Raw genomic sequence first — 25,298 nt, 5'->3', positions numbered from 1 at the left:
TTTCATGAAAAAAACGTTATAATGAAGTGTAGCCTCTACGATTACGTTATAAAGGAGATTAAAACAATGGCTAAAATTAAAGTATACCAAGTAAAAGAAGAAAATATGGAAGCAGTAAAAAACATCATTGATGTTGAGGAACAAAACCCAACTGCTGAAAACTTACAAAATCTATATGCATGTGTATTAGAAACTGAAGATATGGCATTGCCTGAATCATACATTGAAGAAGATATCTTAATCGATTCTATGGAAGTTATGGTTAACGCTTCTCAAAGCAAAGTAAGAGACTTAGGTGCATACGATGTAATTGAAGTTCAAAACAAAGGTAAGAAAACACAAATTTTATTACTTGCAGACGAAGAATACGAAATTATTGAAGGCTAATCTAACACCATACATACGAAAAAGCTCCTTTCCAATTGGAAAGGAGCTTTTTCATTACGCTTTTGATGTTTCACTTTTTTTATTTGTTTGTTCTTTCTTTCTTAATTACCATGCGCTCATTTCCCATAAAGAAAATGAATATGAATGCTAATCCAGCTGGTACCAATGCCCACATGAATGTTTGAACAATTGAACTAGAAAGAGCATCAATAATCTTATCTAATATTTGCGGAGGGATTTGAGATCTTGCCGATTCTGATAAAATGGCTCTTGAATCCCCTAATGTGTTTGTATTCATTCCCCCGCTCATGCCTTTAAATGCTTCTTCTAATTGATCTTGGAAACCTGTTCTTTGGATCATTCCGAAGATTGTAATACCAAGTGTCATACCTAATGAACGAATGAAATTACTCGTCGAAGTCGCAGATCCGCGCTGTTCCATACCGAAGTTGTGAATAGCTGCCATACTTAGTACAGAGAATGAGAAGCCGACTCCAAATCCGATAATAATCATATACACTGTTAATAATACACGACTTGTTTCTGGCGTTAATGTGCTTAATAAAAATAGTCCAATTAGCATAATAACCGCAGAAATGATCATAATGTTTCGGTAGCTAAGCTTTGTCGTTAAAAACCCACCTAACTGCGCTGTTACGACTGAGCCTAACATCATTGGTAAAAGTAATAATCCCGAGTTTGTTGCAGTGCCACCGTATACACCTTGAATGAATAATGGAATGTATACAGTTGCTGACATAAACGCAGCTCCGTAACATAAAGCAATAATTGTACTCATTCCGAACAAACGTTGTTTAAACATCTCAAATGAAATGATCGGTTCTTCTACTTTACGTTCAATAAAAATGAATGCAATAATTAAAATAGCGAATCCACCAAATAAACTTAGAATCCCAATCATACTTTTGTCCGCCAAGTTCAAGCGCAAACATTAAAGAAACTACTGCTCCAACTAAAGTAATTGCGCCAAACCAATCAATTTTTTGCTTTCTATGAACTCTTGACTCTTTATAAAAGAATGTAATAAAAATAAGTGCTAAAACGCCAAGCGGTAAGTTAATATAAAATACCCAGTGCCAGCTTATGTAATCTGTAATATACGCACCAAGCAACGGACCAAAAATACTTGATAAACCAAATACTGCTCCGAATAAACCACCCATTTTCCCACGCTTTTCAGGAGGGAAAATATCAAAAACGATAGTAAACGCGATCGGCACTAATGCCCCGCCGCCAATACCTTGAATGGCACGATAAATCCCTAACTGTGTAATATTTTCAGCAGTACCACAAAGTGCCGAACCAATCATAAAGACGATTAAACCGAAAATAAAGAACCTCTTTCTACCATACATATCTGATAGTTTTCCGAATATCGGCATACCTGCCATTTCTGCGACCATATAGGCAGAAACGACCCATACAAAGTTTTCAAGGCCTCCTAAATCACCAACGATTGTTCCCATCGCTGTAACGACAATGGTATTATCCATTGATGCCATTAAAATACCTAGCAATAAGCCCGCTACAACAAAGCCGAGCTTATTATTCTTCTCAACCATAACCTTGCTCTCCCTCATACTACTTATATTTGTTTATGTTCTTTTACGACTGCATTACTTTTTTGGTTAAAACTAGTATGATATTCTACAATACTAATTTCACATCCAGGACCAATTGTAACGTTGTTTCCTCTTACAACTTCAGCAATCGTATGTTCTAAATAGATATCATCTCCTTCAATGATAGACGTTTGGAGGCTTCCAGCATGATTGGTAAATGGAATAAATCTCACTTTTTTACGAACGGTAATCTTCTGACCGCCAATTTCTCTTACTTTGCTACCTTCATAACGAAGTGAAATTTCAATATTTTCAGCATTAAGTAATCCATCACTTTCAAGGCCACCAGTTAGTGATAGTTCTTCAACTTCAATATCTCCTTTTACATTTAAAGCGCCTTTCACATCTACGAAATCACCAGTTAATTTCCCCTTAACTTCTATCATACCTCTTACTTTTATTTTTTCAATATGAGCATCACTATGCATTTGTGTATTTCCGTATACTTTTACAGATTCCGCATCTACATTTCCTTGTACTTCACTATCTCCATACACGACATAACTTTTCACTTTCATATTACCGCACACTTCACTCGTGCCGTACGTTTTAAATTCATTACAGCTCATATCATTAGAAATCGTTCCTTCACCGCGAATCTTTACTTTATTATAATCTCCGCCCGCTGAACTACCAGAACCATTAACAGTAAGACTGTGTTGATGTTCCATATCATTTTCTCCCTTCCATTAAATCTGCTTAATTTCTTTTACATTTGCGCTTTTATCAACAGTAAGAACACCCGTATATTCGATTAGTTCAATCTCACAGTTCGGTCCTACCGTAACATTATTTCCTCTTACCGTTCTTATGTGAGCATAATCAATATCGATATTGTCACCTTCTAATAGTTCAGCCTCTAATTGCATACCAAATACTGATTTAAACAGCCTACTAAAAGTACTTAGTCTATGCTTTACTTTAATCGTTTGACCACCAATTTCTTTCGCTCGACATGTACCGTGAATATTAATATTTATTTCATCAGCGCTTAATAATCCGCCAATTGTAAATTGTCCTTCTGAAGAAAAAGTATCCACTTCACAATTACCGTCAATTGTAGCTTGACCATTGACCTTAAATTCTTCACCAGTGACATTTCCACCTATCGTACCTTTTCCTGCAATTTTCAAACTGTTTGCCTTTACATCTTGCGTAATTGTTGCTTTCCCATCAATTCGCATCGTTTCAGCATGAACTGTGCCATCGACTTTACCAGATCCGCTAATTCGTGCACTGCTACTTTTCAAATCGCCAGTAACTGCACCGTAACCGTTACATTCAAATTGCTCACATTCAACATTTCCATTCACAGTTCCTTTTCCGTTTAATTGTACTTTATGAAACTCGCCGCCATTGGATGAACCGTAACCATTTATAATCAAATTATCTGTACGCATACTTTCTCCTCCACTACAACAATTTAGTTTTTAATGCTTCGGTATATTTCATAATCGCTTCGCGTAAAACGATTTTAGTGCCTTTTTCAAAAATTAAATCGTCCACGTTTGAAACTAATAAACATGTAGAAATCCCTAATTTTCGGACAACGATTAAATCACAAGTTTTATGTTTAATTGCTTCATAATTTTCACGTAAAACTTGCAAGACCATTTTTCCTTCTTCTAAACTAATCTCTCCCGATTGTAGTAATTCTTCTAACATGTACACATAAAGAATATCTACAAATTGAAACTCTGCTGTTTTATTCGTTTGTTCTATGAAAAATTGTAAAACTGGTTCTGATGCAATCTCCTTACGTAAAATGTCTTCCTTTGTTAAAAGAATTTCTCTCACACTCGGTGAAAACATATTCGCTAGTTCATCAAGTGATAAATCCTCTTTCATCGTTTGGATCTTATCAATGCGCTCTAATATCTTTTCTTTCGGAAAAAATGTCTCTTGACCCGTGAATGTTGACTTTCGTACAAACCAATCTTCCGGTATTAAATTTTTTCTCTTCCACCTATATAACTGTCCGTATGAAATACCAGTTAGTTCTAATAAATCTTTTTTTGAAATTAAATCTGTACTCAACTGTATAACACCCCTTCCTGATAACAATGTAACATAACACTGTTACGCTGTAAATAGACTTTTATCACAAGTAGGGTAACAATGTGTAAAACAAACCTATTCCCACATACAAAAAAAGGCTCTTACACATCTTATGAAAATGCGCAAAAGCCCTTATATATCAAGATTTAAACCAAATATTATAAAAATCAATCCAACCTTGTGAATTAATCATTATACTTTGGACTTTTTCATGTGTACTTACCTCTTGTTTATTACGATATAAAGGAATAATATGAATTTGACGTAACAAAGTATCCTCAATATCGCGTAACAGTGTAACTCTTTTCTCTAATTCTTCTTGTTTAAAATAAGGAGACAACTTTTCATGAAAGTCCATGCTGCTTTGTCCATGAATAAAACTATTTTTTGTAAGAAACATATATAATAGACTATCTTCTATTCGTTCACTTATTGTGGCACTATCATGCATCATATCGGCCTTTTGTATCGTACTTACTTCCAATAGCTCTTCTATGTCAAGAAAATTATTTTCTACACGAATCCCGTACTTCACACACTCTTTTTGTATCCATTGTGCATCTTCAACATGATCTCGTCCTGTAAATGTGTAGAGTTGTAGCACTTCATTATGATAAGTACTCCTTTTAATTAAACTTTCTACATCTTCCTCAATCTCTACAATGCTTTCACCTGCTAATATTAGTTTCTGTGCCACTTCTCCACGTTCTCCGCCGAGTTCTTGAACGATTGTATAACCATGAATGATTTTATATAATGCTTTCCGAAATAACTCATCTTGCATTGGTCCTTCTTTCGTATGATTACATGTTATATATGTCACGTTCGACTCAAGCCGAGACAATTCTTTATTATGTTTTTCTTTATCTTTATACTGCGCCTTTACTAAAACATCGTATGTACTTACACCTTGTTCTACATTCCACAACTCAACACGATCTAAAAAAGGTCTTTCACGAAAATATAAAGGATGACCTTCTAAAATGAACAAATTTTCATTACTTTTATATAATTGAAAAGGCCCTGTTCCAATTAGCTCTCCTGCTTCATCTTTATTCACGATAGAACACTGTTCTGCACTTAGCATATGTAAAAACATTCGATTTTCCGTATGTAATTGAATTTCGACAACGTAGTCATCCACTGAACGAATACTTTCAACGTGTTGTAACATCCATGCGTGTGCATTATTTTCCAGCTTCATAAATCGATTCAATGAGTATATAACATCATGTGCAGTAAGTTGTTTTCCATTATGAAAGTGAACTCCTTTTCGTAAATAAAACGTCCATATTTTTTCAGCATCATTATATTCCCAGTGAAATGCAAGTCTTGGCTCTATAATGTTTGTATTACCGTCTACATACACGAGTGTATCGAATATATGTTTTACCATATGGCATTCTGAACGCATTGTAGCGTATACAGGATCTAATGTGATATCTAAATTCATTTGTACTTGCAACCGGAGTACATCTCTTCTCCCTTCAGATGTCATTTCAATCTTATGACCAAATATTGAATCCACCCAGGAGTGATATTCTTCCTTTACTAATGGAAAATGTGAGCTATAGCGTTCCACAAATATGCTCCCGCTTTTCACATCCCCTTTTTTCGTTATTTCTTTTCCTCTATCTAAAATTAAAGATATCGGGTCCTTTTGAAATATTAACTTAGAACGATTTCCTCTGCCGCGACCTGGAAACCACTTGATCCAATTTAACTCATCTAATTTTTTTATAATTAATTTACTATTACGCTCTGTACAAAATAATGTTTCAGATATATTTTGCACTGTTACTTCCAATTGTTCTCCCTCTTTTTCCCCTTTTCCATAAGCACTCCATAGTTCAATGTATTGATCTAAAATAAACATCATAATCCCCCTAAAAGGTGAAAAATACTCCCTATTGTTTCTACACTTTTTCCAATTCTTCTTTCATCTTATCATTTCAATATAGAAAGGAGGAATTAATATTGAATTATCTCTTACTTCGTTACAATAAACCTATTTTTATTAGACTGTGTGGTGAATTATTAACCAGAACGACTGAATCTATGTTAGCTATCATTATGATTATTTACGTCAATAAAATGTTAAACGGCAATGTAATAATAACTATGCTGATTTTCGGATTACAGCCACTTTCAGACATTTTATTTACACTTATTGCTGGAGGAATTACTGATAAATATGGCCGGAAAAAGATTATGTTACTCGGCTTATTGCTACAAAGTGTTGCAATCGGTAGTTTCGTTTTCGCTCAATCCGTTTTTATATTTGCACTGTTATATGTCATTAATGGCATTGGCCGTTCCTTATATATTCCGGCTCAACGTGCACAAATTGCTGATTTAACAAAAAAAGAGCAGCAAGCAGAAATTTTTGCTCTCCTACAAACGATGGAAGCAATTGGATCCGTAGTCGGCCCTTTAATCGGTGCAAGTTTTTATAATACTCACCCAGAATATTTATTTATCGTGCAAAGTGTAACCCTTACGATATATGCCGTTGTTGTTTGGACCCAGCTCCCAGAAACCGTTCCACCAATAAGTATGTCAAAACAAACAGTTGAGGCAAGTTCACCAAAGCAATTTATTTTTAAACATTACGCCATATTCGGTCTTATGGTTTCTACACTTCCTATTAGCTTTTTTTATGCACAAACTGAGACGAATTATCGTATTTTCGCAGAACATGTATTTCTTAATCTCGTATTCATACTCGCATTTATTTCAACATGTAAAGCCATTTTGGAAATCATTCTACAAATCTTCCTCGTAAAATGGTCTGAACGATTTTCTATGGCGAAAATCATCCTTATTTCTTACGCCTGCTATACAATAGCTGCAGTTGGCTTTAGTTATTCAACGACGATATTGTCGTTATTCTTCACCTTACTCTTTTTAGTCATTGGAGAAAGTATTGCTCTAAACCATTTATTACGATTCGTTTCAGAAATTGCACCTCATGATAAACGTGGTTTATATTTTTCAATTTACGGTATACACTGGGATATATCTCGAACGTGTGGACCAGTTATTGGTGCAGTTTTATTAAGTAAGTTAAATGGAAGTATGCTGTTTTATATTTGCGCTAGTTTCTTATTAGTTGGAGGTATTGTACAAGCGTTATTTGTTCAAAATTTGGAACGAAAAAAAATCGCAAACCAGCCTACACATAATTTATAAGTTACTACTTTTTCAGTAGATCAACATTTCTTATTGGATGCATGCTAAAAAACAAAAGTGAAGTATTTCGCATATGAAATGAGACGTTCCTTGTTTACAACTAAAACACCTGTTATGAAGTGACCTTTGTCAATAGTTTTTCACCCATAATATTTTTCTTGATGGCATACAAAAGCTTCAGAAATAAGATCTATCGACAGTTAACCACTCTGTTATTCGTGGATTGGTTACCTCAGGTTAATGGTTCGTCGTTAGGCTCTTATAATCTCACTGCGTGGATCACACCTTTTCAAATTCTAATAAATAGCTTGTTTATCAGAATTTCAGCCATGCCAGAAGAGGTGAGTCATAGATAGCCAGACCTGTAATTCACTATCTCTGAAGCTCATCTATGCCATCAATTGATACCTTTGATTTCTAACTATGAATCAATCAACTTCATATCCTTCCCTCTTTATTTTCGGTGAATTTTACCTGTTTCTAATCCCCATATAAAACACCCCAGTTCTCTTGCGATAGCTGTAACGGCAACATTTCTAGGCTTCCCTTGATATATCATGCGATAATATTTTCTTTGTAACCTTTCTACAGCCTGATCCGCATAAGCAATCACTTCGCTTCGTTGCCCTTTTTGTCTTGCTTTCACTCGCTTCGATTTTAATCCGATTGCTCCTTTTACCAACGCATTTGCACATTCTACAAGAGTAGACCTAACGGTCGAATTTCCTTGTTTTGTAATCGAACGTCGACTGATTTTCTCTCCACTTGAGCTTTCGCTTGGCGTCAATCCTACATAAGCCATAAATGCTTTAGCCGTGGGAAAACGAGTGAAGTCTGCAATTTCCACATGAACAGTCATTGCCGATGTTGTATCTATACCTTTTAAGCATCTTAACTTTGCGATTGGTTCTTCGTACCTTTCACGATGAGATAATTCTTCTAATCTCAAACTGAACCGCTCAATTTTATCGACTAGAACATCATACTGTAATAGGTATTCGCCTAACGTTTCTTTGAATAATCCTTGTAGATCAAGATTCTTTAACCATTTCATATAAGCGATTGTCCAGCTTGATTTCCCTTCATACACATAGCCATGTCTTAAAAGGAATGCTTTTATCTGTTGTTTTATTTTTTTCAAAGATGTTTTAAAATCACCTAACATGCGGATATACTCTTTCACGGCAACATCCTCTTCTTCTGGAACATATACTTCTTTATAGGTGCCATTTGCTAAATTAAGAGCAATCATTTTGGCATCGAATTTATCATTTTTCACCATTTTGTTTTTTGATGAACTGTACATTGTTGTGGGAGCTAAAATATCACAATCAATTCCATTTTGTTCAAGAAGATTATGAAGTGAATACCCTAAACAACCAGCCTCATATCCAGCTTTAATTTTTATATCTTCACCATATTTTGTTTTCAGTTTCTCAACGAATTTTTTTACGAGAGATACATTTGAAGCACATCGTGCTTCTCTTACAATTTCCCCAGTTGTTCCGTGTAGTGCACATAAGCTAAAACTTTCCTTGTGGACATCCATCCCAATATATATTATATTTTCCATAGTGGCCTCCTATTATCATAGGGTATAACCCCATTCATAATGTTTTCATTCATTATTATGGGTTAAAATCCCTGACTTGATAATCTAGGAGGTCACTTCATATTATCTCACTTAAAGAGCGAGGTGTTTTTGAAATCACTTAATTTCTTATCCTGCCATTTTATTAATACTATCCTCTGGTGAAAACACGGAAATATGATCTACATTACCAGTCGATTTTGGAATGACAAATTTTAACTCATACTGGTTATTTACTTTGTATACATATATTTTGTCTCCACCATTCCCTTTAACTGAAGATGGTTTTCCTAACACTTTTTCAATTTCTTGTAATGTAATCGATTTTAGTTCTGCATGATATGAGCGTACATCAAAAACTTGTGACCCTTTATTAAATCCAAAAACAACATTTTTATTTGTAAAAGTTGCGTACATTCCGTTCCCTGCTTGTTCGGTTTTATTCGCTTTCCCCCATGCTTTTTCTATTTCTTCAATATCCCCTGTATGGGCTCCAAATGGTACATTAGGTACTTTTCCTTCTTTTGCTAATTCAAACAAATCTTTAACGTGGTTAATTGATTTTTGATTAAATGTTCTATTTTTCGAATCTGGCTCAGTTGATGGTTTTGTTGTTTTTTCATTACTTGGTTTTGTTTCAAGATCTTTCTGTTCTTCTGAAGAATTACTTTGTTTATTTTTATTATTTTCCAAAGTTGGATTTGTTTCGTTTTTTTCGTCTGTCTCTTTACATGCGGCTAGCGCAAACATACATGTAAACACCAAAAATAACATAACTATTTTTAAATATATTTTCATCATTTTTACCCCCTATTGCATCTTATTTATTTCGTTAACCATCCCACTACACTACTTTTCAAATTATGTTTGTTCCAAAAAGTCAGTACTTCACTCTCTCAAAAAGCTTGTACAAAATATATTACAAAAGCTGTTTCTAAAAAGTAACCAATTCTGTTATATCCGAAGTAACTACCTCCTGATAAACGAAACCATTTTCATCTCCTTATTTAACCCTTCTCTTCTCAATGACAATATCCTCTATCTATCACTTAAAACATGTTGTCACAACAGCTCCTTCAAACAGAAAAAAAACCAGTAGGAAGTGATTACTCTTTTCCTACTGGTTGAAATGAAATTAAATGGTAAATCTTAGCTTCTTAAAAAGTGTAGCGATAGTGTTTTTTACAGTTTCAAAATTATAAACAAACGTGTTATCTCCACTTAATGATGAAATACATGTTAAACCTGCAGCTTTAATAAAAGCTTTTACATCTACAAGCATAGAATTAGCCTCCATGAATTTAATTACAATCATTATAACAGGTGTTTTACGATGCTAACATGAAAGTAATAAATAAATTTCTATTATGAATTTATCCTGCTATTTGCCGGGCAGTAAAATCTCCACCTCAAAATTCAGCAGAAGCAAAGAAGTTAGATGGGCAGGGCTGCCCGTAAAAGCCTTATTGGTTCAACTAATAATACACCAATTCAATGTCATATAAAAAAGCTGCCCCAAAAGGACAGCTTCAAATATGTATATTATACTTCGATTGATTTACCATCTTCAACAATATGATAAAGTAAGTGCGCTAAATGATGAATTGGACCGTATTCTTCCTCTTCCTCATCTGTTTCGCCTTGGAATTCAAGATCGTTTAAGTATAGCGCTAAAAATTGATAATATAGTTTTAAATCAAATCCGTAGCACGCAGTTGGTTCTTCATGATCCCCTTCATATTGTAACATTAAGTATTGATCATTTCCTTCTGCATCTTCTGCATCAAAGAATACGAAGAAGCCAACGTTTGTATCTAAATCAAATAAATGACGAGTACCTTTTTCAGTTGCTTTATTGAAGTCCTCTTCACTTAATTTATGTACTGTTGTCGCTTTTGCATTATCTTCTTGATGGAAATTTACTGTAAATGATTTCAATGCTGACACCTCCTGATTGTATAATACTAGCATAACATATAAAAAGGACTGCTTACAAATGTAAACAGTCCTGCTACATTCATTTCCGCATTGCTCGTAGTAAAAAACTCACAATGAAAATCAAAATAACCGCACCAATTAAAGCAGGAATGATTGCAAATCCGCCTATTACAGGACCGAAACTACCAAGTAATTTCGTACCAATCCAAGAACCGATAATACCAGCAATAATATTACCAATTACACCACCTGGTACATCCCTTCCAGTAATTAAGCTTGCAAACCATCCTAATAAACCACCAACGATTAAAGACCAAATCATATAATAACCTCCTTTATATTTAACCAATCAAAATATAATTAGAAACAATTGCTTACCATTAGTTATGTGACATTTTTCATAAGTTATTCATGCTGCTCAACTATAAGACTTTTGAGAATAATACAGACTGATAAACCATTTTTCGGACTAACGATTTATCCGACTTATTATTAACACATTAAGGACAATCTGGCTTCAATATTGTTCGCATAAACTCTTCTTTAAAAGCAGGATAGTTAAAACCAACAGCAATTCTTTGAATCGGCCGACCATCAAACCTTGTTGGTTCAGCTATTTTTCTAAAGTCAGCTACACTTTGGCCCCTAGTCACATCATTTGTCGTACTAATCCACACTGCCGATTTTTTATATTCAAAAATACTATCATTTATAAACGAGACAAACGGTAGTAAATCGTGTATAGGGCTTCCACCAATACCCGGATATTCTTTTTTATAGAAGTTCTCATAATAAAAATCAATCATTGGTTTAATGAGTTTCGCCTGTCCAGTTCCTTGTTTATCTATTATATTGGCCATTTCAGGCGTAATAAGCGCGCCCTGTGTTACATTTAACGGGTATATACTAGCGTTTTTCGCATATTTCATAACAATATTTGCTGCAATTGGATCACCATAAAAATTCGCTTCAGATACTGGTGTAACATTACCTGGAAATAGGAAAGCACCGCCCATTATATAATACGAACAAATACGATCCATTATATTGGGATACAATAAAAATAACGTAGCAAGCGTCGTTAGTCTTCCTGTCGCCACAATTATAATATCTTCTGGACAAGGTTCGATTAATTTGATTAATTCACAAAAATTTTCTCGTTTACAAATTCTCATCTCAGGTGGATTAATAGGACCTAAACCGTGATCCCCATGGATTTCAGGGAAAAACAAAGGTTCTTCAGCTGTCATCGGCCTACTCGCACCTTCAATAATTTTTACATGTGTAGCATAGTACCTTTCTAAAAAATAAACATTTTCCGTAACGATTTCTCGTGATACATTCCCGTACTCTGCAACAATACCTAGAATATCTAATTTACATGTTTTATTTGCATAAATTAACGCTACGGCGTCATCAATACCAAAGTCTCCAAAAAAGATGATTTTCTTATTAACTATTCTCACCCCTCTTCAGCATAATCTACTATTATTATTATGTGAAAAAGACAAGGCGGTGAAACAGCGCAAACTAAAAAAGCCGCCTATTTATTGGCGACTTCAATCTTTTTATAAGACAAATATGCTAGTACATTTTTACTCGAATCGTATTTCGGGTTATTTCCTTTTCTCGGCTCTCTCATATGTGTCTTTTCAAATCCAGGAATGTCCGGCATTTTCCCCATAAATTCAAGCATTTCTTCCTCAGTACCTTCAATGCGTACACGAATCATTATAACTATTCCTCAATTCTCAGTTTCTCTGTACTAAGTATATCGTACTTCAGAAAGACTGCAACACATTTATCTTTTTAATGTTGTACTTTTTTTACATATAAACATAGCCATTTCAGTATAGAATGAATCTACTTTATTATTTTTAAATTGAATATTAAAATATCCCTTCATTTCGTTTGGTGCTTTCATCATACATTCTGTTAATTTTTCGCGCTTTTGTACAGGGACATTCATCATATTACACCACCAGTCAAAATCAAACTTCTTATCAAAAGTAAGACATGACTGCATTTGCAAACCGTTTTTTTCTAATAAAGTAAGCCATTCTGTCTTTTTTAGAGCTCGTTCATGACTTGGGTCCCGCTTTTTTTCTATAAAATTATAAAATGTATCATATTCATTATTTTCTGGCGAAACATTATCTATTAAGATGAATAATCCATTATCCTCCAACGTACGATTTACTTCAAAAATAAATTGAGCCGGATTCGTAAAATGATGGGCTGCAATCCGGCATGTAATTGTATCAAAAAAATGGTCTGCAAATGGTAAATCCTCTGCGTTTCCTACTACAAAAGACACATTTCCATGACCATTCTGCTTTATAAAACCTTTTGCTTCTTCTAACATCTGTTCTGTTAAATCAAGTGCAACTACTTCTTCAAACATAGGTGCTAACATATTCGCAACATGTCCGCCACCAGTAGCAACATCAAGAAGACGATTATTATGGCGAGACGCAACTTGTTGAACTACATATTGTAAGTCCTGTCCTTTAGCATGTATTTTACTATTCACATACTTATCTGCATTACTGCCAAACTGTTTTTTCACAAGCTCTTCCTTACTCATTTTATCATCTTCTTTCTATTGTTATTTACATATACGATTCATATAATTATTACAATTCTCTTCATGTATTTTCAAATCCTCTTTTCATCTCACTTCTTATCAAGTTTACCTATAATCAAAATAATATAATTTTACGTTTTACTATTAAACAAAAAAGGCTACGGGAACTTGTCCCCTAACCTGACTAAATATTTACTACATTTTTATTTCTTCGTATATATCTATATAATATAAATCCTCTTTCAACTTCATAATAACATCTACTTCGTTATAAGTAGCCTCACGAGCATGTAAACCAAATTGATCCATACCAATCCATATCCACCCAGGTGTATGATATAAAACATCTAAGTTAAAATAATCTAATTTAGTAAGCTCCGATGTAATAAATTTATCTTTATTAGCGATTTGTTTATCTAGTAAACCATATTCTTTACCATTTTCAAATAGCGATATAACTTTCCCTACAATCGGATGTTCACGAACAATAAAATGATATTCCTTTTCCTCTACATTTGCCACAATCAAACGAGAAACAGATAAATCAGCCCCCGAATTCGACATATTTGTTTATTCACCTCCTTATATAGGTTTCTTCAATATAATAACAAATGAATATTCAAATTAAGTTAATATAATGTAAAAAATAAAAAGCTGACTTCCCTTTAGAAATCAGCCTTTACAATTTGATCAACTTTATACTTTTACAAATTATTATAATGTTTCTTTTTCCTCATCATTTCCGGAAACTAAACTTCCTATAGCATCCGCTGTTACTTCTACTACAAATTCACAAATACCTGCTACAACTTCTCCAATTACTTCATCCATCTTTTTACCCCCTTATTTTATGCAACTTATTTGTAGTATAGAAGAAATTGGTGAATGTAAACTATCGAAAAAGGTGACATAAACCTTACAAAATTGTAAGCTCTTTCATCCCTTTACTTACTTCCTTTGAAACTCCAAGTATTTTTAGCAGACATATAGGCCATCATAATATGAAGAAAGTAATAATCTAGTGTCAGGAGGCGTTTAATATATATTATGTAAAATTAATTAAAGGTCAATCTTTCTACGCTTTTGACCATCGTTTCTTAGTGTCTGAAGAAGAAGAAGTTTCTGAGAGAATTTATAATTACTTACGACGTAATGAATTTTTTGAAGTACGTAAAGAAGAATATTCTGCTTAATTACAAAAAGCATTAAGAAAAATATCATCTTATTATGATATATTCTTGATGCTTTTATGTAAATTGCTTCTTTTCAACAATTGTTGTGGACTCTATTATAATATTCTAGTATTTGTCCAAGATAATTCATCCCTATTTCCGTATTTCAGTATATGAAGAGGTTGTGAATATGACTCATATCATTGATTATTAAGCTACTCAACCTATAAGTAAAACTGATGCAACAACTTTTGCAATCCCCTCTTCTCCAAACAAAGTAATTCTAGCAAATTTGAAATTGAGAATTTCAAGTAGAGATTCACGTAATAATCGAGTAGAATTAATAGCTACAGTTGGTGTAGAAGGTATAACTGAGATTTCACAAGTTTTATTCCGAATTTTCCTTGATAACATTGAAATTTTCAATACACAAGTAGGTATTGAATCAACAAATTCTGAACAATTTTACGTACAAACATTCCAAGCTACAGACCAAAACGTTAGCAGTGGAACACACGAATATTCATTAACTGTAGAAAACCTTATTAGTAGTGCAAGTACAGAAGTTGCTGGTCCTCTATCTTTTAGCGCTTTAGCTATTGGACAAGAGCGTAAATATTGCTAATTGAAATTAATGTTTAATTTTGTACTTTGGAAAAGCAAGACGTAGTTATACGTTCTTGCTTTTTTATATTTATCCTTACTTTCTATTAGCTTTAATCATGAATTTTTTACGTTTTGCTTCATTTATTTCATCAATTAATACATCAAATTTTTTACAAATCAAAAAGATTGAAATCCAATTATGAAACACGTAATATAGACTCTGACTCTAAAAAAGTTCGTATAAAAATACTACATAAATAAGGAGGTTTTATATACGAGTTTTTCATTTTAAAAGACGGAGAGGTTTTATGTTATGTGGCGTAATAAAAACGTTTGGATTGTTTTAATTGGGGAGTTTATTGCAGGTCTAGGATTATGGCTTGGTATTCTTGGCAACCTTGAATTTATGCAAAAATATGTCCCTTCTGATTTCATGAAATCAGTTATATTATTTATCGGACTATTAGCCGGTGTTCTAGTTGGACCTATGGCTGGCCGTGTCATCGATCAGTATGAAAAGAAAAAAGTTCTTCTTTACGCTGGGTTTGGTCGAGTTTTAAGTGTTATTTTCATGTTTTTTGCTATTCAATTTGAAAGTATCGCATTTATGATTGCATTTATGGTTGCTCTTCAAATTTCAGCAGCATTTTATTTCCCTGCATTACAATCTGTAATTCCACTCATCGTACGTGAGCATGAGTTATTACAAATGAATGGTGTACATATGAATGTTGGTACAATCGCTCGTATTGCAGGTACTTCACTAGGTGGAATTCTTTTAGTTGTGATGAGTTTACAGTACATGTATGCCTTCTCAATGGCAGCATACGCCTTATTATTCCTCTCGACTTTCTTCCTACAATTCGAAGACAAGAAATCAACAACACCAAGTAAACAAGCTGCAAAAGATAATAGCTTTATGGAAGTATTTCGTATTTTAAAAGGAATTCCTATTGCTTTTACAGCACTTATATTAAGTATCATCCCTCTATTATTTATAGCAGGGTTTAATTTAATGGTTATTAACATTAGCGAAATGCAACATGATCCTACGATTAAAGGGTTCATATATACAATTGAAGGTGTCGCATTTATGTTAGGTGCCTTCGTAATTAAACGTCTATCTGATCATTTCAAACCCGAAAAATTACTATATTTCTTCGCAATTTGTACTGCTTTTGCACACCTGTCATTGTTCTTTAGCGATATAAAATGGATGGCTCTTACATCATTTGGTTTGTTTGGGTTTAGTGTTGGCTGCTTCTTCCCTATTATGTCGACAATTTTCCAAACGAAAGTGGAAAAAAGTTATCACGGTCGCCTCTTCTCATTCCGTAATATGTTTGAGAGGGTTATGTTCCAAATCGTCTTACTTGGCACAGGGTTCTTCTTAGATACAATTGGGTTACAATATATGGTTCTCATCTTCGGAGTCGTTTCATTATTGATTATTTCTATTTCCCTTTCTAAGCAGAAACATTATGAAAAACAGCATTCACAATCTGCGAATTTATAAAATAAACAAAGAAGTATGGATATAATATTGAATCCATACTTCTTTGTTCTATAATACGCCTATTTATTACGTTTATTGAAATTACCTAAAGGAGTATCCCCCTTTTATTTCGAATAGATTATAAAGAGTACTCTTTATAAAAGGAGTGGTAAAATGTCTGATGGCATTGAAGTATTTATTGTCCTGCTCTTTGCAATTGCTCTGTTTAGCATCCTAAACTTTTTAGCCATTTCCTTATCTGAACATAGTTTAAAAAAAAGAATCGTGGCAGGTTTCATATTTTTACTACTGACTCCCATTATCTTTTTGACTATCGCAACATTTGCTTCTATATTCGATAAAGCAGGATTTGGCGCAGGTACGTTAGCCTTTATGATCGCAAGCGTATATATATTAAATGGAATAGTGCTTCTGCTTTCCTCTTTATTTATCCTCAAAAAAGATATAACATAGGCTATGGTACTAGCATGAATCTGACTTTACACTAGATTCATGCTTATTTAATTTCTCCTAAATTTTTATATGAAATTAAATAATTCTTTAAAAAAATTTAAACTTTATTTATTATAATATCCCTATCGTATTCGCACGTTTATTCAAATTTAAAAGAAAGGAGCACAAAATGAAAAAGGTTCTACTTACAATTCCTATACTAATCATCCTACTTAGTGGATGCAGCAATAACGATATATACGGTTCTTGGGAAGTCGTTGACAATAAAAATGGTGAATGCCCTGTATATTATAAATTTGAAACAGTTGTCAAAAAAGAAAATAAAGAGGAAATTGTGCAAAATTTAGTAGAAATGCAAACCACAAAGAATAAAGACGATTTATATAAAGGCTCATTTGTCAAAAATTCTAATGTATATCACATTGATTATGGTAATTCATTTACATCAGAGCAAACTTTAAAAGTTGCCGACGGTACATTAAATGTATACTTTTTGATAGCTGAAAAATTATGCACGTATAAAAAGAAATGATTACATTTCAGAGGAAACGCAGAAAATATTTTCTGCGTTATTTCACTTTAGAAATCTTCCACAAATACTTAATAAAAACTATAAAATAACTTAAGTTATATAAAATGAATCCTATAATAGACATTTCAATTAACACGTCTACGCTATTTACATCGATACTTTTCAAAATAGGCTAATCCTTCCTCTAAATTTGTCAATCGTTTTAATTTTCATAAAAAAATGATAAAATATAAACATGTGTTTTCAGAATAATTAAAAACGCAGAATGAAAGCACTGTTTTAGGAGGGGTTTTGATGACTTACACGTTAGCAACTAGAATGAAAGCATTCCAATCTTCTATATTTAGTGAATTAGGAGCCTATAAAAAAGAAAAAATTGCAGCAGGTCATAACATGATTGATTTGAGCATCGGAAATCCTGATATGCCGCCCGCTGATTTTGTAAGAGAAACAATGGTACATACAGCGAGTGAGAAAGAGAGCTACGGGTATACATTATCAGGTATTCAAGAATTTCACGAAGCTGTAACTGAATATTACAACAACACTCATAACGTTTTATTAAATGCGGATAAAGAAGTTTTATTATTAATGGGTTCACAAGACGGGCTCGTTCATTTACCTATGGTTTATGCAAATCCAGGTGATATTATATTAGTTCCTGATCCAGGATATACAGCTTATGAAACAGGTATTCAAATGGCTGGTGCAACATCTTACTACATGCCTTTAAAGAAAGAGAATGATTTCTTACCAGACTTAGGAGTCATCCCTGAAGAAATTGCCGATCAAGCGAAGATGATGATTTTAAACTTCCCAGGGAATCCCGTTCCAGCAATGGCTCATGAAGATTTCTTTAAAGAAGTAATCGCATTCGCGAAAAAGCATAATATTATCGTTGTCCATGATTTTGCTTATGCTGAATTTTATTTCGATGGTAATAAGCCAATTAGCTTCCTCTCTGTACATGGTGCTAAAGAAGTTGGTGTAGAAATCAATTCTTTGTCAAAAAGTTATAGTTTAGCAGGTAGCCGTATTGGATATATGATTGGAAACGAAGAAATTGTTCGTGCACTTACTCAATTTAAATCTAATACCGACTACGGTGTATTTTTACCAATTCAAAAAGCGGCATCTGCAGCACTAAGAAATGGCGCTGCATTTTGTGAGAAAAACCGCGATATTTATCAAGAACGGAGAGATACTTTAGTCGATGGATTCCGAACATTTGGTTGGAATGTCGATAAGCCAGCCGGTAGTATGTTTGTCTGGGCTGAAATTCCACAAGGATGGACTTCTCTAGACTTCGCTTATGCATTAATGGATCGTGCGAATGTCGTTGTTACACCTGGTCATGCATTTGGACCTCACGGAGAAGGCTTCGTACGTATTGCACTCGTTCAAGATAAAGAAGTGTTGCAACAAGTTGTTGAAAACATTAGAAATAGCGGCATTTTCGTCCTTGAAAAAGTAAATGAATTAGTTAAAAATTAGTTCCCACTCCCCTGCTTAACTTTAGCAGGGGTATTATTAATTGGAGGTACTTTCATATGCATATTAAAGACACACTTCCCCATCGTTATCCATTTTTAATGATTGATAAAGTAATAAATGTAAAACAAGATGAATTCGTTACAGGATATAAACTCATTACAAATAACGAATGGTTTATAAACGATAGTCACAAACATATGCCTCATATGTTAATTGTAGAAGCACTTGCTCAGCTTAGTGCATTTGTACATACAAGTGATTCTGAAGGACTAGGATTTCTCTCCTCTTTAGATGGAGTTGAATTCCACGGAAAAGCATATCCCGGTGATAAACTTGATTTACATTATGAGCTAACGCGCAATCGTCGAGGTTTTATTCTTGGTAAAGGTATTGCAACTGTAAACGACCAGCCTATTGTAACTATAGAAAAACTATTAATATATCAAGCAGATTAAAGTGTTCCTTATATCAGTTGGAAATATCTATTCTCAACCAATTAAATAAATAAGAAAATATATTACGTAGTTAGGAGCAGGGAAATGGAACGTACTATCGGTATCGATGCTGGAGGCACATTAACGAAAATAGCTTATTTTAACGAAAAAAAGCTATTAACTTTTGAAAAATTTTATTCGCATGAACAACATAAAATAATAGATTGGATTAAAAACAACAATGGCATAAAACAAATATGTATTACGGGTGGTAAATCGAAACTATTACAGCATCTGCTTACAGGTTCATATAAAATAATAGAGCTAAACGAATTTGAAGCTACTCTTGCAGGTATCCAATACATATTAAAAGAAGAAAAACATGCTATACGCAATTTTATTTTAACCAATATCGGTACAGGTACTTCTATCCATTACGTTTATAATGAACAATATATTCGCGCTGGTGGAACCGGAGTTGGCGGTGGGACTATTATGGGACTTTCAAAATTGTTAACAAATATAGATCATTTTGAAGATGTAATCCCTCTAACAAAAGTAGGATCTAGAAAAGAACTAGATATTACGGTTGGAGATATTTATGGTGGTATTCTTTCCCCTATCGATAATAACTTAACTGCTAGTAACTTCGGAAAAGCAGCCATTACAGAATTAAATAATAGTAGCTCCGATATACTAGCTACTGTACAAGGACTTGTCGGTGAAGTCGTTACTGCATTAAGCCTTCAATTCGCTGAAACAAAAAACATTGAACACATTATTTATATTGGTTCAACTTTATGTAATAACATACAACTTCAACATATTATTAGTAGCTACACCGAATATCAAAATAAAACACCAATCTTTTTACAAGATGGTGGTAATAGCGGTGCAATTGGTGCATTACTTCATGCTACGAAATAAAAAGCTGACTTTTGTCAGCTTTTTAGAAATGGCACTTCAAATTCAATAATTGATTCCCCGTTCTCTCCAATTCGCTCCACGCTTATTCTATCAATCACACAATTTAACTTCCCATGAAAACTAGGAATCTCCTTCACTACTTCAGCAGCTAACGCGACACTTTCTTTTCTTCCGACTGTTACATGCGGGATGTACGGAATGTCTTCTTTCAAAAATTGTAATAAAGGTCCTGTATTCTATGATAAGAAATTTTGTATACTAACTCCATCTTCTCCCCTCCATTATTTCAACTGGCTCACTGGATATTTAGCAAATAAAGATTTCCGAAAATCTTTATCTTCCACAAGCATTTTAATTTTTTCTTCATTGCCGTTAAAGAACTTTATAACTTTATTTTTATCCCATATATCTTTTTCTTTTGGAAAATCATCGAATTCCCTATGCAAAATTGATAACATTTCTTCCCTCGTTATCTTAAAGTTTTTATTTTCTATTTGAAACTCATAAGCTTTTGCGTTTGGTACTAAAATTACTAGATAGGTAGCATTAAAGAGAAAATTCTTCTTCATCGTATCTTTCTCATCAAACCAATACGTCTCAATCATTTCTTCTGTAAGAGCTCCACTCTCTTTTGCACCATAGTTCACTTTTATATTTTCATTTTCTAAACTTATACTTTGAACTGTTCCACCACCGGATAAATGATTAATAATTGCAACCACATCTGAATTATTACCAACGTATGTCCCAGTATATTTCTTAAAATCATCTGACCTAACATCATATATATCTTTTATTCTTTCTCCGTTAGAACAAGCCGTAATGAATAAAAAAATTGTTAGCATAACGATTATGTTATGATGCATATATTTCATTTAGCATCCCCCATTTTTATCGATATTTCGTTAATTACAATATTTACTTTCAAATCCCTTTTTAAATATACGCATTTTAATCAAAATTAAAAATTTTCATTTTTTATGTTTACAATTATCCATTAATTGTATATACTTACTAACGTAAGAAAAAAATTCTAAAAGGAGGTCGAAGGAAATGATGAAATTACAATTACATGCATTAACTTTAGCGTTAACTGCACCTGTGTTTTCTGGACAATTAAATATGAATTCGACCACCCTAATGGAGAATTGAAAATCGTACTTTATTTCATTTAATTCATAAATTCGCCACAGGAGGTCGTATACTTTCCTGTGGCTTTTTCACGCCCCGCCATAGGAGAACTGTATCTTCCTGTGGTTTTTTTGCGCGGTTTTTTTAGTCTCTTACATTATTTTTCTAAGAAAGGAGCAACATTCAATGACTATTAGCGTATTGTTTTTAAGTATTACGATTCAAAGAAATACAATTTCCAAAGATGAAATTCTTCATAATGAGCAAATTGAAAAAGCTATGAATGATGTTAAGGAGCGCCAAGCACTTTACTGTGATCACCTGTAATTCCTTTTCGAAAGGAGGAATTCATTTATGACTTTTCATATTTTCTTTTTTACGACTGTGCTTCAAAAAAATACTTTATCTGAAACTGAAATCATTCGTAAACAACAGTTAAAACAACTGACTGATAAAATAACTGACATTAAAAGTTCATACTACACTCAAATGTATTAAAAATATATTTTAAAGGGGTAATATATTCATGAAATTTAAAGCATTCTTTTTAACAATCACCATTCAAAAACGTAAGCTTTCACAGAAAGAGATTTTACGTGAGCAACACATCCAAAACATTATGGACGAAGTAAAAGAGCGCCAATCTTCTTATTACACTCGTCTTTTCTAAATCACTTATAAAGGGGTAATTATCCAATGAAATTTAAAGTATTCTTTTTAACCATTACCATTCAAAAAAATAAATTTTCTGAGTCTGAAATGCTTCATGAACGACAAATTAATCAAGCTATGGATTCTGTAAAAGAAAGACAAAGTCATTACTGTAGTCATCTGTAATTCCAATTCGAAAGGAGGAATTCACATATGAAGTTTCACCTTTTCTTTTTAACGATTACGATTCAAAAAGAAACAATATCTCAAAATGAATTAAAACAAGAAAGACAATATAAACAAGTTATTAATGAAATTCGAGATCGTAGAAGCAAATACTACACTCACCTTTAATCGTTTAACTATATAGAATTGAAAGGAGTCGATTTTGATGTTGATAGCGTGCTGTAAGGAAATGATTTGGATAGTTCAGAGGGATTCCACATAGTTTTATAGAGCCTTATATCACACAAGTTCATCACTGAATTTGATGTATAAAAAATATATAATAAAATCAAATCAACCCACTTTTAATTATTTTTTATAAACAAAAGATACACCACTTAAAAAGCGGTGTATCTTTCTCAGGTTTTACTATTTCCGATTACTTCTCTTCGTCTTAAACAATCTCACTAAGTTCGAAACAACTGTTTTTGTTACTGCATAAACTGGTACTGCTAAAATCATTCCGATGATTCCAGCAAAGTTACCTACCCCTAAAATTAGGATAATAATTGTTAATGGGTGGATGTTTAATTTCGAGCTCATAATACGTGGTGAAATAATATTACTTTCAAACTGTTGTACAATTGTTACGATAATAATTACGTACAATGCTTGCATCGGAGATACGAACAGTCCTACAATAACAGCTGGCGCTGCCCCAATAAATGGACCTAAGTTAGGAATGATGTTTGTAAATGCTGCAATAATTCCTAAAACGAAAGCGTACGGTAAATCGATAATTAAATAACCGATAAATGTAAACGCACCTACAAATATACAAACGAGCGCTTGTCCTTGAATATATGCAGATAATGTTTCGTTCGTTTCCTTAATGATACGAAGCCCCTCTTCACGGTAAGACTCTGGTAATAAACTTACCGCTTTTCCTGGAAAGGCATGTCCATCTTTAAACATGTAAAATAAAATGAACGGTACAGTAAATACAACTAATGCAACGTTCGTGATAATACCAAATAAAGCCGTTGCACTCGACGTAATTGTATTTGGTATATCTTTTAAGTATTCAATTGCATTTTTTTCAATTGTTTCAATGGAAACGTAGTTTTGTGTAGATAACCATTCAAACAACCTATGATGTGATAATTCTTGTATGTATACTTTTCCCTCTTTTATGTAGCCTGGCATATTTTTTACTAAGTCCATTAGCTGTTGTGAAATCGTAGGAACAACTACTCCAACGCCAACCGCAGTTAATGTTATGATAAAAAGATATAACAGTAATATCGCTAAATTTCTAGGTACTTTTTTATTCTCCAAAAAGATTAATACAGGATTAAATATGAAGTATAAAAAAAGCGCGATTAAGATTGGGAAAAATAATGTTGATATGAAGATACCAATCGGTTGAAATAAAAATGATATTTTTGTGCAAATAAATATGATTCCTACAACCATTAGCACTTCTAATGTCCAAAAGTGCACTTTTGATTTCAAAAAAACGGCCTCCTTTAAACTAGCACTTCTCTTCATTGTACCAAAATAAGTATGAATTTCACATAATATTTTCCTTTACAATATTCCAAAATACCGATAAATACACTACAATGAGATTACATACAAATTTGCAGGTAAAGGTGATAAAAATGACACAATGCATCATTTGCAGAAAAGATACGAAAGAACTTAGTGAACAATATGTCATTCCAGAAATATTATGTGGATATTATTTCACAAACTCAATTTGTGATACTTGTCATGAACAAATGACAACAAATATTGATCGTCCTTTAATTAGGCATAAATTGAGTCAATTTAAGATTGAACAAATGAAAAGACAAATTGATTCCCCACTCTATACGAATGAGCACGGTGAGGAACTTGCGGCTGCTGAGACTGATGTTGTCGAAGTAAGCGACGAGATTCTTTATTCTAATGCATTAATTATGAAACTATGTAAAAAGCACGATATTTCCTTACATAATGAAATTTGGAAAGAGGAACGTGTAACGAAAGTAGCGAGTTCTATTCAACGTGAATTACTATTAGATAACCGTAAATATAAAATGAGTGTATTAAAAATGGCTTATACATTCGCTGTACAAGCAGTTGACGGCTACTTTGAAGATCAAGATGCAATTGATATTTCTACCATTCTCTCCAATGCAGATTTCGTGGAACTAAAAGAAAAAAGCATTGTACGTGATTTAAGCAAAAGTTCTTTATGGAATACGCTAAATACAAGTAGTGAAAATCATTACTTTATTTTACTTAGCGATAAAGACGGCCTGTTTTGCTTCATTCGTTTGTTTGACATCTTTGATGTTGTCGTTCATTTATCAGAAAAAAGATTTGACCTTCCATCGCCGATTGTCGGTGTAAATAATGTGAATACGCAGAAATTTTATGTCCAAAGTTTAAAACAGTATATGGATGGGCTGTTTAAAGAAAAAGCACCTACTATATAACAGAAACCAGAACATACGGTCTCCTTTCTTGATGAAAAGACACTGTGTTATAATGAGTATGAAAAGAACAATACAATCACATAAACCAATTATAAATTGTATATAAATAAAAAAGACTAATGTGCGGCTACACACTAGTCCACGTAACTTAGCAGATTGGATTGTTCATTTATCCTATTTGTTTCTTACAAACAAAACAACCCACATTCTATAAGCATAGGTGGGTTGTTATTTTTTGAGCTTGTCTATTAAAACGACGACGAACGTTAACAATGCAACGAGAAACAGTCCACCTTGCAGTAGCAACGCTATTTCACTCACGTATTATCACCCCC

At 33.2% G+C, this 25,298-nt stretch carries 32 protein-coding genes and 3 pseudogenes; 16 read left to right on the top strand and 19 right to left on the bottom strand.

The genetic code is table 11. The annotated features are described in order from the left end of the window. Positions 1-66 precede the first annotated feature (66 nt). The gene (locus MHI28_RS02435; protein WP_001062742.1) at positions 67-387 is read left to right on the top strand and encodes a hypothetical protein; all 321 of its coding nucleotides are present in this window, start codon (positions 67-69) and stop codon (positions 385-387) included. A 54-nt stretch (positions 388-441) separates the two neighbouring features. Here MHI28_RS02435 and MHI28_RS02430 read toward each other — a convergent pair. The 5 genes and pseudogenes from MHI28_RS02430 to MHI28_RS02410 all read right to left on the bottom strand — a co-directional run bounded on the left by MHI28_RS02430 (position 442) and on the right by MHI28_RS02410 (position 5,964). Then, a pseudogene (locus MHI28_RS02430) lies at positions 442-1,970 on the bottom strand (MDR family MFS transporter). A gap of 23 nt (positions 1,971-1,993) precedes the next feature. Next, a complete protein-coding gene (locus MHI28_RS02425; RefSeq protein ID WP_000401029.1) occupies positions 1,994-2,701 on the bottom strand; it encodes a hypothetical protein in 708 nt (235 codons plus the stop codon). Between the two features lie 18 nt (positions 2,702-2,719). Then, positions 2,720-3,430 (bottom strand): bactofilin family protein, encoded by a 711-nt coding sequence (locus MHI28_RS02420; RefSeq protein ID WP_001258382.1) that lies wholly within the window; start codon positions 3,428-3,430, stop codon positions 2,720-2,722. 13 nt (positions 3,431-3,443) lie between these two features. After that, positions 3,444-4,067 carry a YhbD family protein gene (locus tag MHI28_RS02415; RefSeq protein ID WP_000102242.1) on the bottom strand — a complete coding sequence of 208 codons (624 nt, stop codon included), beginning with the start codon at positions 4,065-4,067 and terminating at the stop codon, positions 3,444-3,446. A gap of 160 nt (positions 4,068-4,227) precedes the next feature. Further along, positions 4,228-5,964, bottom strand: coding sequence for an ABC transporter substrate-binding protein (locus MHI28_RS02410; RefSeq protein WP_044782803.1), 1,737 nt, complete (start codon positions 5,962-5,964; stop codon positions 4,228-4,230). A 101-nt stretch (positions 5,965-6,065) separates the two neighbouring features. On the opposite strand from MHI28_RS02410, the gene MHI28_RS02405 reads away from it, so the two are divergent. Next, a complete protein-coding gene (locus MHI28_RS02405; protein WP_340827592.1) occupies positions 6,066-7,280 on the top strand; it encodes an MDR family MFS transporter in 1,215 nt (404 codons plus the stop codon). Positions 7,281-7,734: 454 nt separating this feature from the next. Here MHI28_RS02405 and MHI28_RS02400 read toward each other — a convergent pair whose 3' ends face one another. The 10 genes and pseudogenes from MHI28_RS02400 to MHI28_RS02355 all read right to left on the bottom strand — a co-directional run bounded on the left by MHI28_RS02400 (position 7,735) and on the right by MHI28_RS02355 (position 13,960). Continuing rightward, the gene (locus tag MHI28_RS02400; protein WP_277548338.1) at positions 7,735-8,853 is read right to left on the bottom strand and encodes an IS110 family transposase; all 1,119 of its coding nucleotides are present in this window, start codon (positions 8,851-8,853) and stop codon (positions 7,735-7,737) included. A gap of 147 nt (positions 8,854-9,000) precedes the next feature. Continuing rightward, the gene (locus MHI28_RS02395; protein WP_002162767.1) at positions 9,001-9,672 is read right to left on the bottom strand and encodes a DUF4309 domain-containing protein; all 672 of its coding nucleotides are present in this window, start codon (positions 9,670-9,672) and stop codon (positions 9,001-9,003) included. A 23-nt stretch (positions 9,673-9,695) separates the two neighbouring features. Then, positions 9,696-9,866: pseudogene (locus MHI28_RS02390) on the bottom strand (aminopeptidase); the annotation flags it as partial. A gap of 140 nt (positions 9,867-10,006) precedes the next feature. Beyond that, the gene (locus MHI28_RS02385; protein WP_000959552.1) at positions 10,007-10,153 is read right to left on the bottom strand and encodes a hypothetical protein; all 147 of its coding nucleotides are present in this window, start codon (positions 10,151-10,153) and stop codon (positions 10,007-10,009) included. Between the two features lie 260 nt (positions 10,154-10,413). Beyond that, positions 10,414-10,809: a hypothetical protein gene (locus tag MHI28_RS02380; RefSeq protein ID WP_000834883.1), complete on the bottom strand. Its 396-nt coding sequence runs from the start codon at positions 10,807-10,809 to the stop codon at positions 10,414-10,416. A gap of 79 nt (positions 10,810-10,888) precedes the next feature. Next, the gene (locus tag MHI28_RS02375) at positions 10,889-11,131 is read right to left on the bottom strand and encodes a GlsB/YeaQ/YmgE family stress response membrane protein (RefSeq protein WP_000638310.1); all 243 of its coding nucleotides are present in this window, start codon (positions 11,129-11,131) and stop codon (positions 10,889-10,891) included. A 178-nt stretch (positions 11,132-11,309) separates the two neighbouring features. After that, positions 11,310-12,275: a nucleoside hydrolase gene (locus MHI28_RS02370; protein WP_001223689.1), complete on the bottom strand. Its 966-nt coding sequence runs from the start codon at positions 12,273-12,275 to the stop codon at positions 11,310-11,312. A gap of 77 nt (positions 12,276-12,352) precedes the next feature. Further along, positions 12,353-12,541, bottom strand: coding sequence for a DUF3970 family protein (locus tag MHI28_RS02365; RefSeq protein WP_000621885.1), 189 nt, complete (start codon positions 12,539-12,541; stop codon positions 12,353-12,355). A gap of 69 nt (positions 12,542-12,610) precedes the next feature. Further along, entirely contained in the window at positions 12,611-13,396 is a 786-nt protein-coding gene (locus MHI28_RS02360) for a class I SAM-dependent methyltransferase (protein ID WP_000031314.1), read from the bottom strand. A gap of 195 nt (positions 13,397-13,591) precedes the next feature. Beyond that, positions 13,592-13,960 (bottom strand): hypothetical protein, encoded by a 369-nt coding sequence (locus MHI28_RS02355; protein WP_000071474.1) that lies wholly within the window; start codon positions 13,958-13,960, stop codon positions 13,592-13,594. Positions 13,961-14,436: 476 nt separating this feature from the next. Here MHI28_RS02355 and MHI28_RS02350 point away from each other — a divergent pair, with 476 nt between their 5' ends. The 8 genes from MHI28_RS02350 (at position 14,437) to coaW (ending at position 20,530) form a co-directional block, all read left to right on the top strand. Next, the gene (locus MHI28_RS02350) at positions 14,437-14,589 is read left to right on the top strand and encodes a YqbF domain-containing protein (RefSeq protein WP_074789873.1); all 153 of its coding nucleotides are present in this window, start codon (positions 14,437-14,439) and stop codon (positions 14,587-14,589) included. 205 nt (positions 14,590-14,794) lie between these two features. Next, positions 14,795-15,193, top strand: coding sequence for an exosporium protein ExsC (gene exsC, locus MHI28_RS02345; protein ID WP_223837280.1), 399 nt, complete (start codon positions 14,795-14,797; stop codon positions 15,191-15,193). A 294-nt stretch (positions 15,194-15,487) separates the two neighbouring features. Then, a complete protein-coding gene (locus MHI28_RS02340) occupies positions 15,488-16,690 on the top strand; it encodes an MFS transporter (protein ID WP_000269259.1) in 1,203 nt (400 codons plus the stop codon). 153 nt (positions 16,691-16,843) lie between these two features. Further along, positions 16,844-17,143 (top strand): hypothetical protein, encoded by a 300-nt coding sequence (locus MHI28_RS02335; RefSeq protein ID WP_340827590.1) that lies wholly within the window; start codon positions 16,844-16,846, stop codon positions 17,141-17,143. A 169-nt stretch (positions 17,144-17,312) separates the two neighbouring features. Then, the gene (locus MHI28_RS02330) at positions 17,313-17,675 is read left to right on the top strand and encodes a hypothetical protein (RefSeq protein WP_000757023.1); all 363 of its coding nucleotides are present in this window, start codon (positions 17,313-17,315) and stop codon (positions 17,673-17,675) included. Between the two features lie 294 nt (positions 17,676-17,969). Beyond that, positions 17,970-19,169, top strand: a complete 1,200-nt coding sequence (locus MHI28_RS02325) for an LL-diaminopimelate aminotransferase (protein ID WP_000222703.1) — start codon at positions 17,970-17,972, stop codon at positions 19,167-19,169. Positions 19,170-19,225: 56 nt separating this feature from the next. Further along, a complete protein-coding gene (locus MHI28_RS02320; protein ID WP_000547638.1) occupies positions 19,226-19,624 on the top strand; it encodes a 3-hydroxyacyl-ACP dehydratase FabZ family protein in 399 nt (132 codons plus the stop codon). Between the two features lie 84 nt (positions 19,625-19,708). Further along, on the top strand, positions 19,709-20,530 hold the full coding sequence (gene coaW, locus MHI28_RS02315) for a type II pantothenate kinase (protein WP_340827587.1): 822 nt from the start codon (positions 19,709-19,711) through the stop codon (positions 20,528-20,530). Between the two features lie 14 nt (positions 20,531-20,544). Here the strand turns inward: coaW and MHI28_RS02310 are convergent. Beyond that, positions 20,545-20,763: pseudogene (locus MHI28_RS02310) on the bottom strand (2'-5' RNA ligase family protein); the annotation flags it as partial. Between the two features lie 48 nt (positions 20,764-20,811). Then, entirely contained in the window at positions 20,812-21,405 is a 594-nt protein-coding gene (locus MHI28_RS02305; RefSeq protein WP_000876530.1) for a DUF4825 domain-containing protein, read from the bottom strand. Between the two features lie 442 nt (positions 21,406-21,847). Here MHI28_RS02305 and MHI28_RS02300 point away from each other — a divergent pair, with 442 nt between their 5' ends. From MHI28_RS02300 to MHI28_RS02280, 5 genes are read left to right on the top strand one after another with little or no spacing between them, the layout of a single operon-like run. Further along, positions 21,848-21,988: a YrzI family small protein gene (locus tag MHI28_RS02300; RefSeq protein WP_000156193.1), complete on the top strand. Its 141-nt coding sequence runs from the start codon at positions 21,848-21,850 to the stop codon at positions 21,986-21,988. 27 nt (positions 21,989-22,015) lie between these two features. Beyond that, entirely contained in the window at positions 22,016-22,159 is a 144-nt protein-coding gene (locus tag MHI28_RS02295; RefSeq protein ID WP_000142727.1) for a YrzI family small protein, read from the top strand. Between the two features lie 28 nt (positions 22,160-22,187). Beyond that, entirely contained in the window at positions 22,188-22,331 is a 144-nt protein-coding gene (locus tag MHI28_RS02290; protein ID WP_000668963.1) for a YrzI family small protein, read from the top strand. Between the two features lie 26 nt (positions 22,332-22,357). Continuing rightward, positions 22,358-22,498 (top strand): YrzI family small protein, encoded by a 141-nt coding sequence (locus MHI28_RS02285; protein WP_000669805.1) that lies wholly within the window; start codon positions 22,358-22,360, stop codon positions 22,496-22,498. Between the two features lie 27 nt (positions 22,499-22,525). Then, positions 22,526-22,666, top strand: coding sequence for a YrzI family small protein (locus MHI28_RS02280; protein ID WP_000668498.1), 141 nt, complete (start codon positions 22,526-22,528; stop codon positions 22,664-22,666). Between the two features lie 240 nt (positions 22,667-22,906). On the opposite strand, the gene MHI28_RS02275 is transcribed toward MHI28_RS02280, so the two are convergent. After that, positions 22,907-23,992 (bottom strand): AI-2E family transporter, encoded by a 1,086-nt coding sequence (locus MHI28_RS02275; RefSeq protein ID WP_000837892.1) that lies wholly within the window; start codon positions 23,990-23,992, stop codon positions 22,907-22,909. A gap of 149 nt (positions 23,993-24,141) precedes the next feature. On the opposite strand from MHI28_RS02275, the gene MHI28_RS02270 reads away from it, so the two are divergent. After that, positions 24,142-24,963, top strand: coding sequence for an HNH endonuclease (locus MHI28_RS02270; RefSeq protein ID WP_000189714.1), 822 nt, complete (start codon positions 24,142-24,144; stop codon positions 24,961-24,963). Between the two features lie 228 nt (positions 24,964-25,191). On the opposite strand, the gene MHI28_RS02265 is transcribed toward MHI28_RS02270, so the two are convergent. Then, positions 25,192-25,284, bottom strand: a complete 93-nt coding sequence (locus tag MHI28_RS02265) for a putative holin-like toxin (protein ID WP_001289320.1) — start codon at positions 25,282-25,284, stop codon at positions 25,192-25,194. Positions 25,285-25,298: the final 14 nt, after the last annotated feature.

This window comes from Bacillus sp. FSL K6-0268 (genome assembly GCF_038005425.1).
Taxonomy (GTDB): Bacteria; Bacillota; Bacilli; order Bacillales; family Bacillaceae_G; genus Bacillus_A; species Bacillus_A thuringiensis_S.
This window is presented reverse-complemented; position numbering and strand designations above follow the sequence as displayed.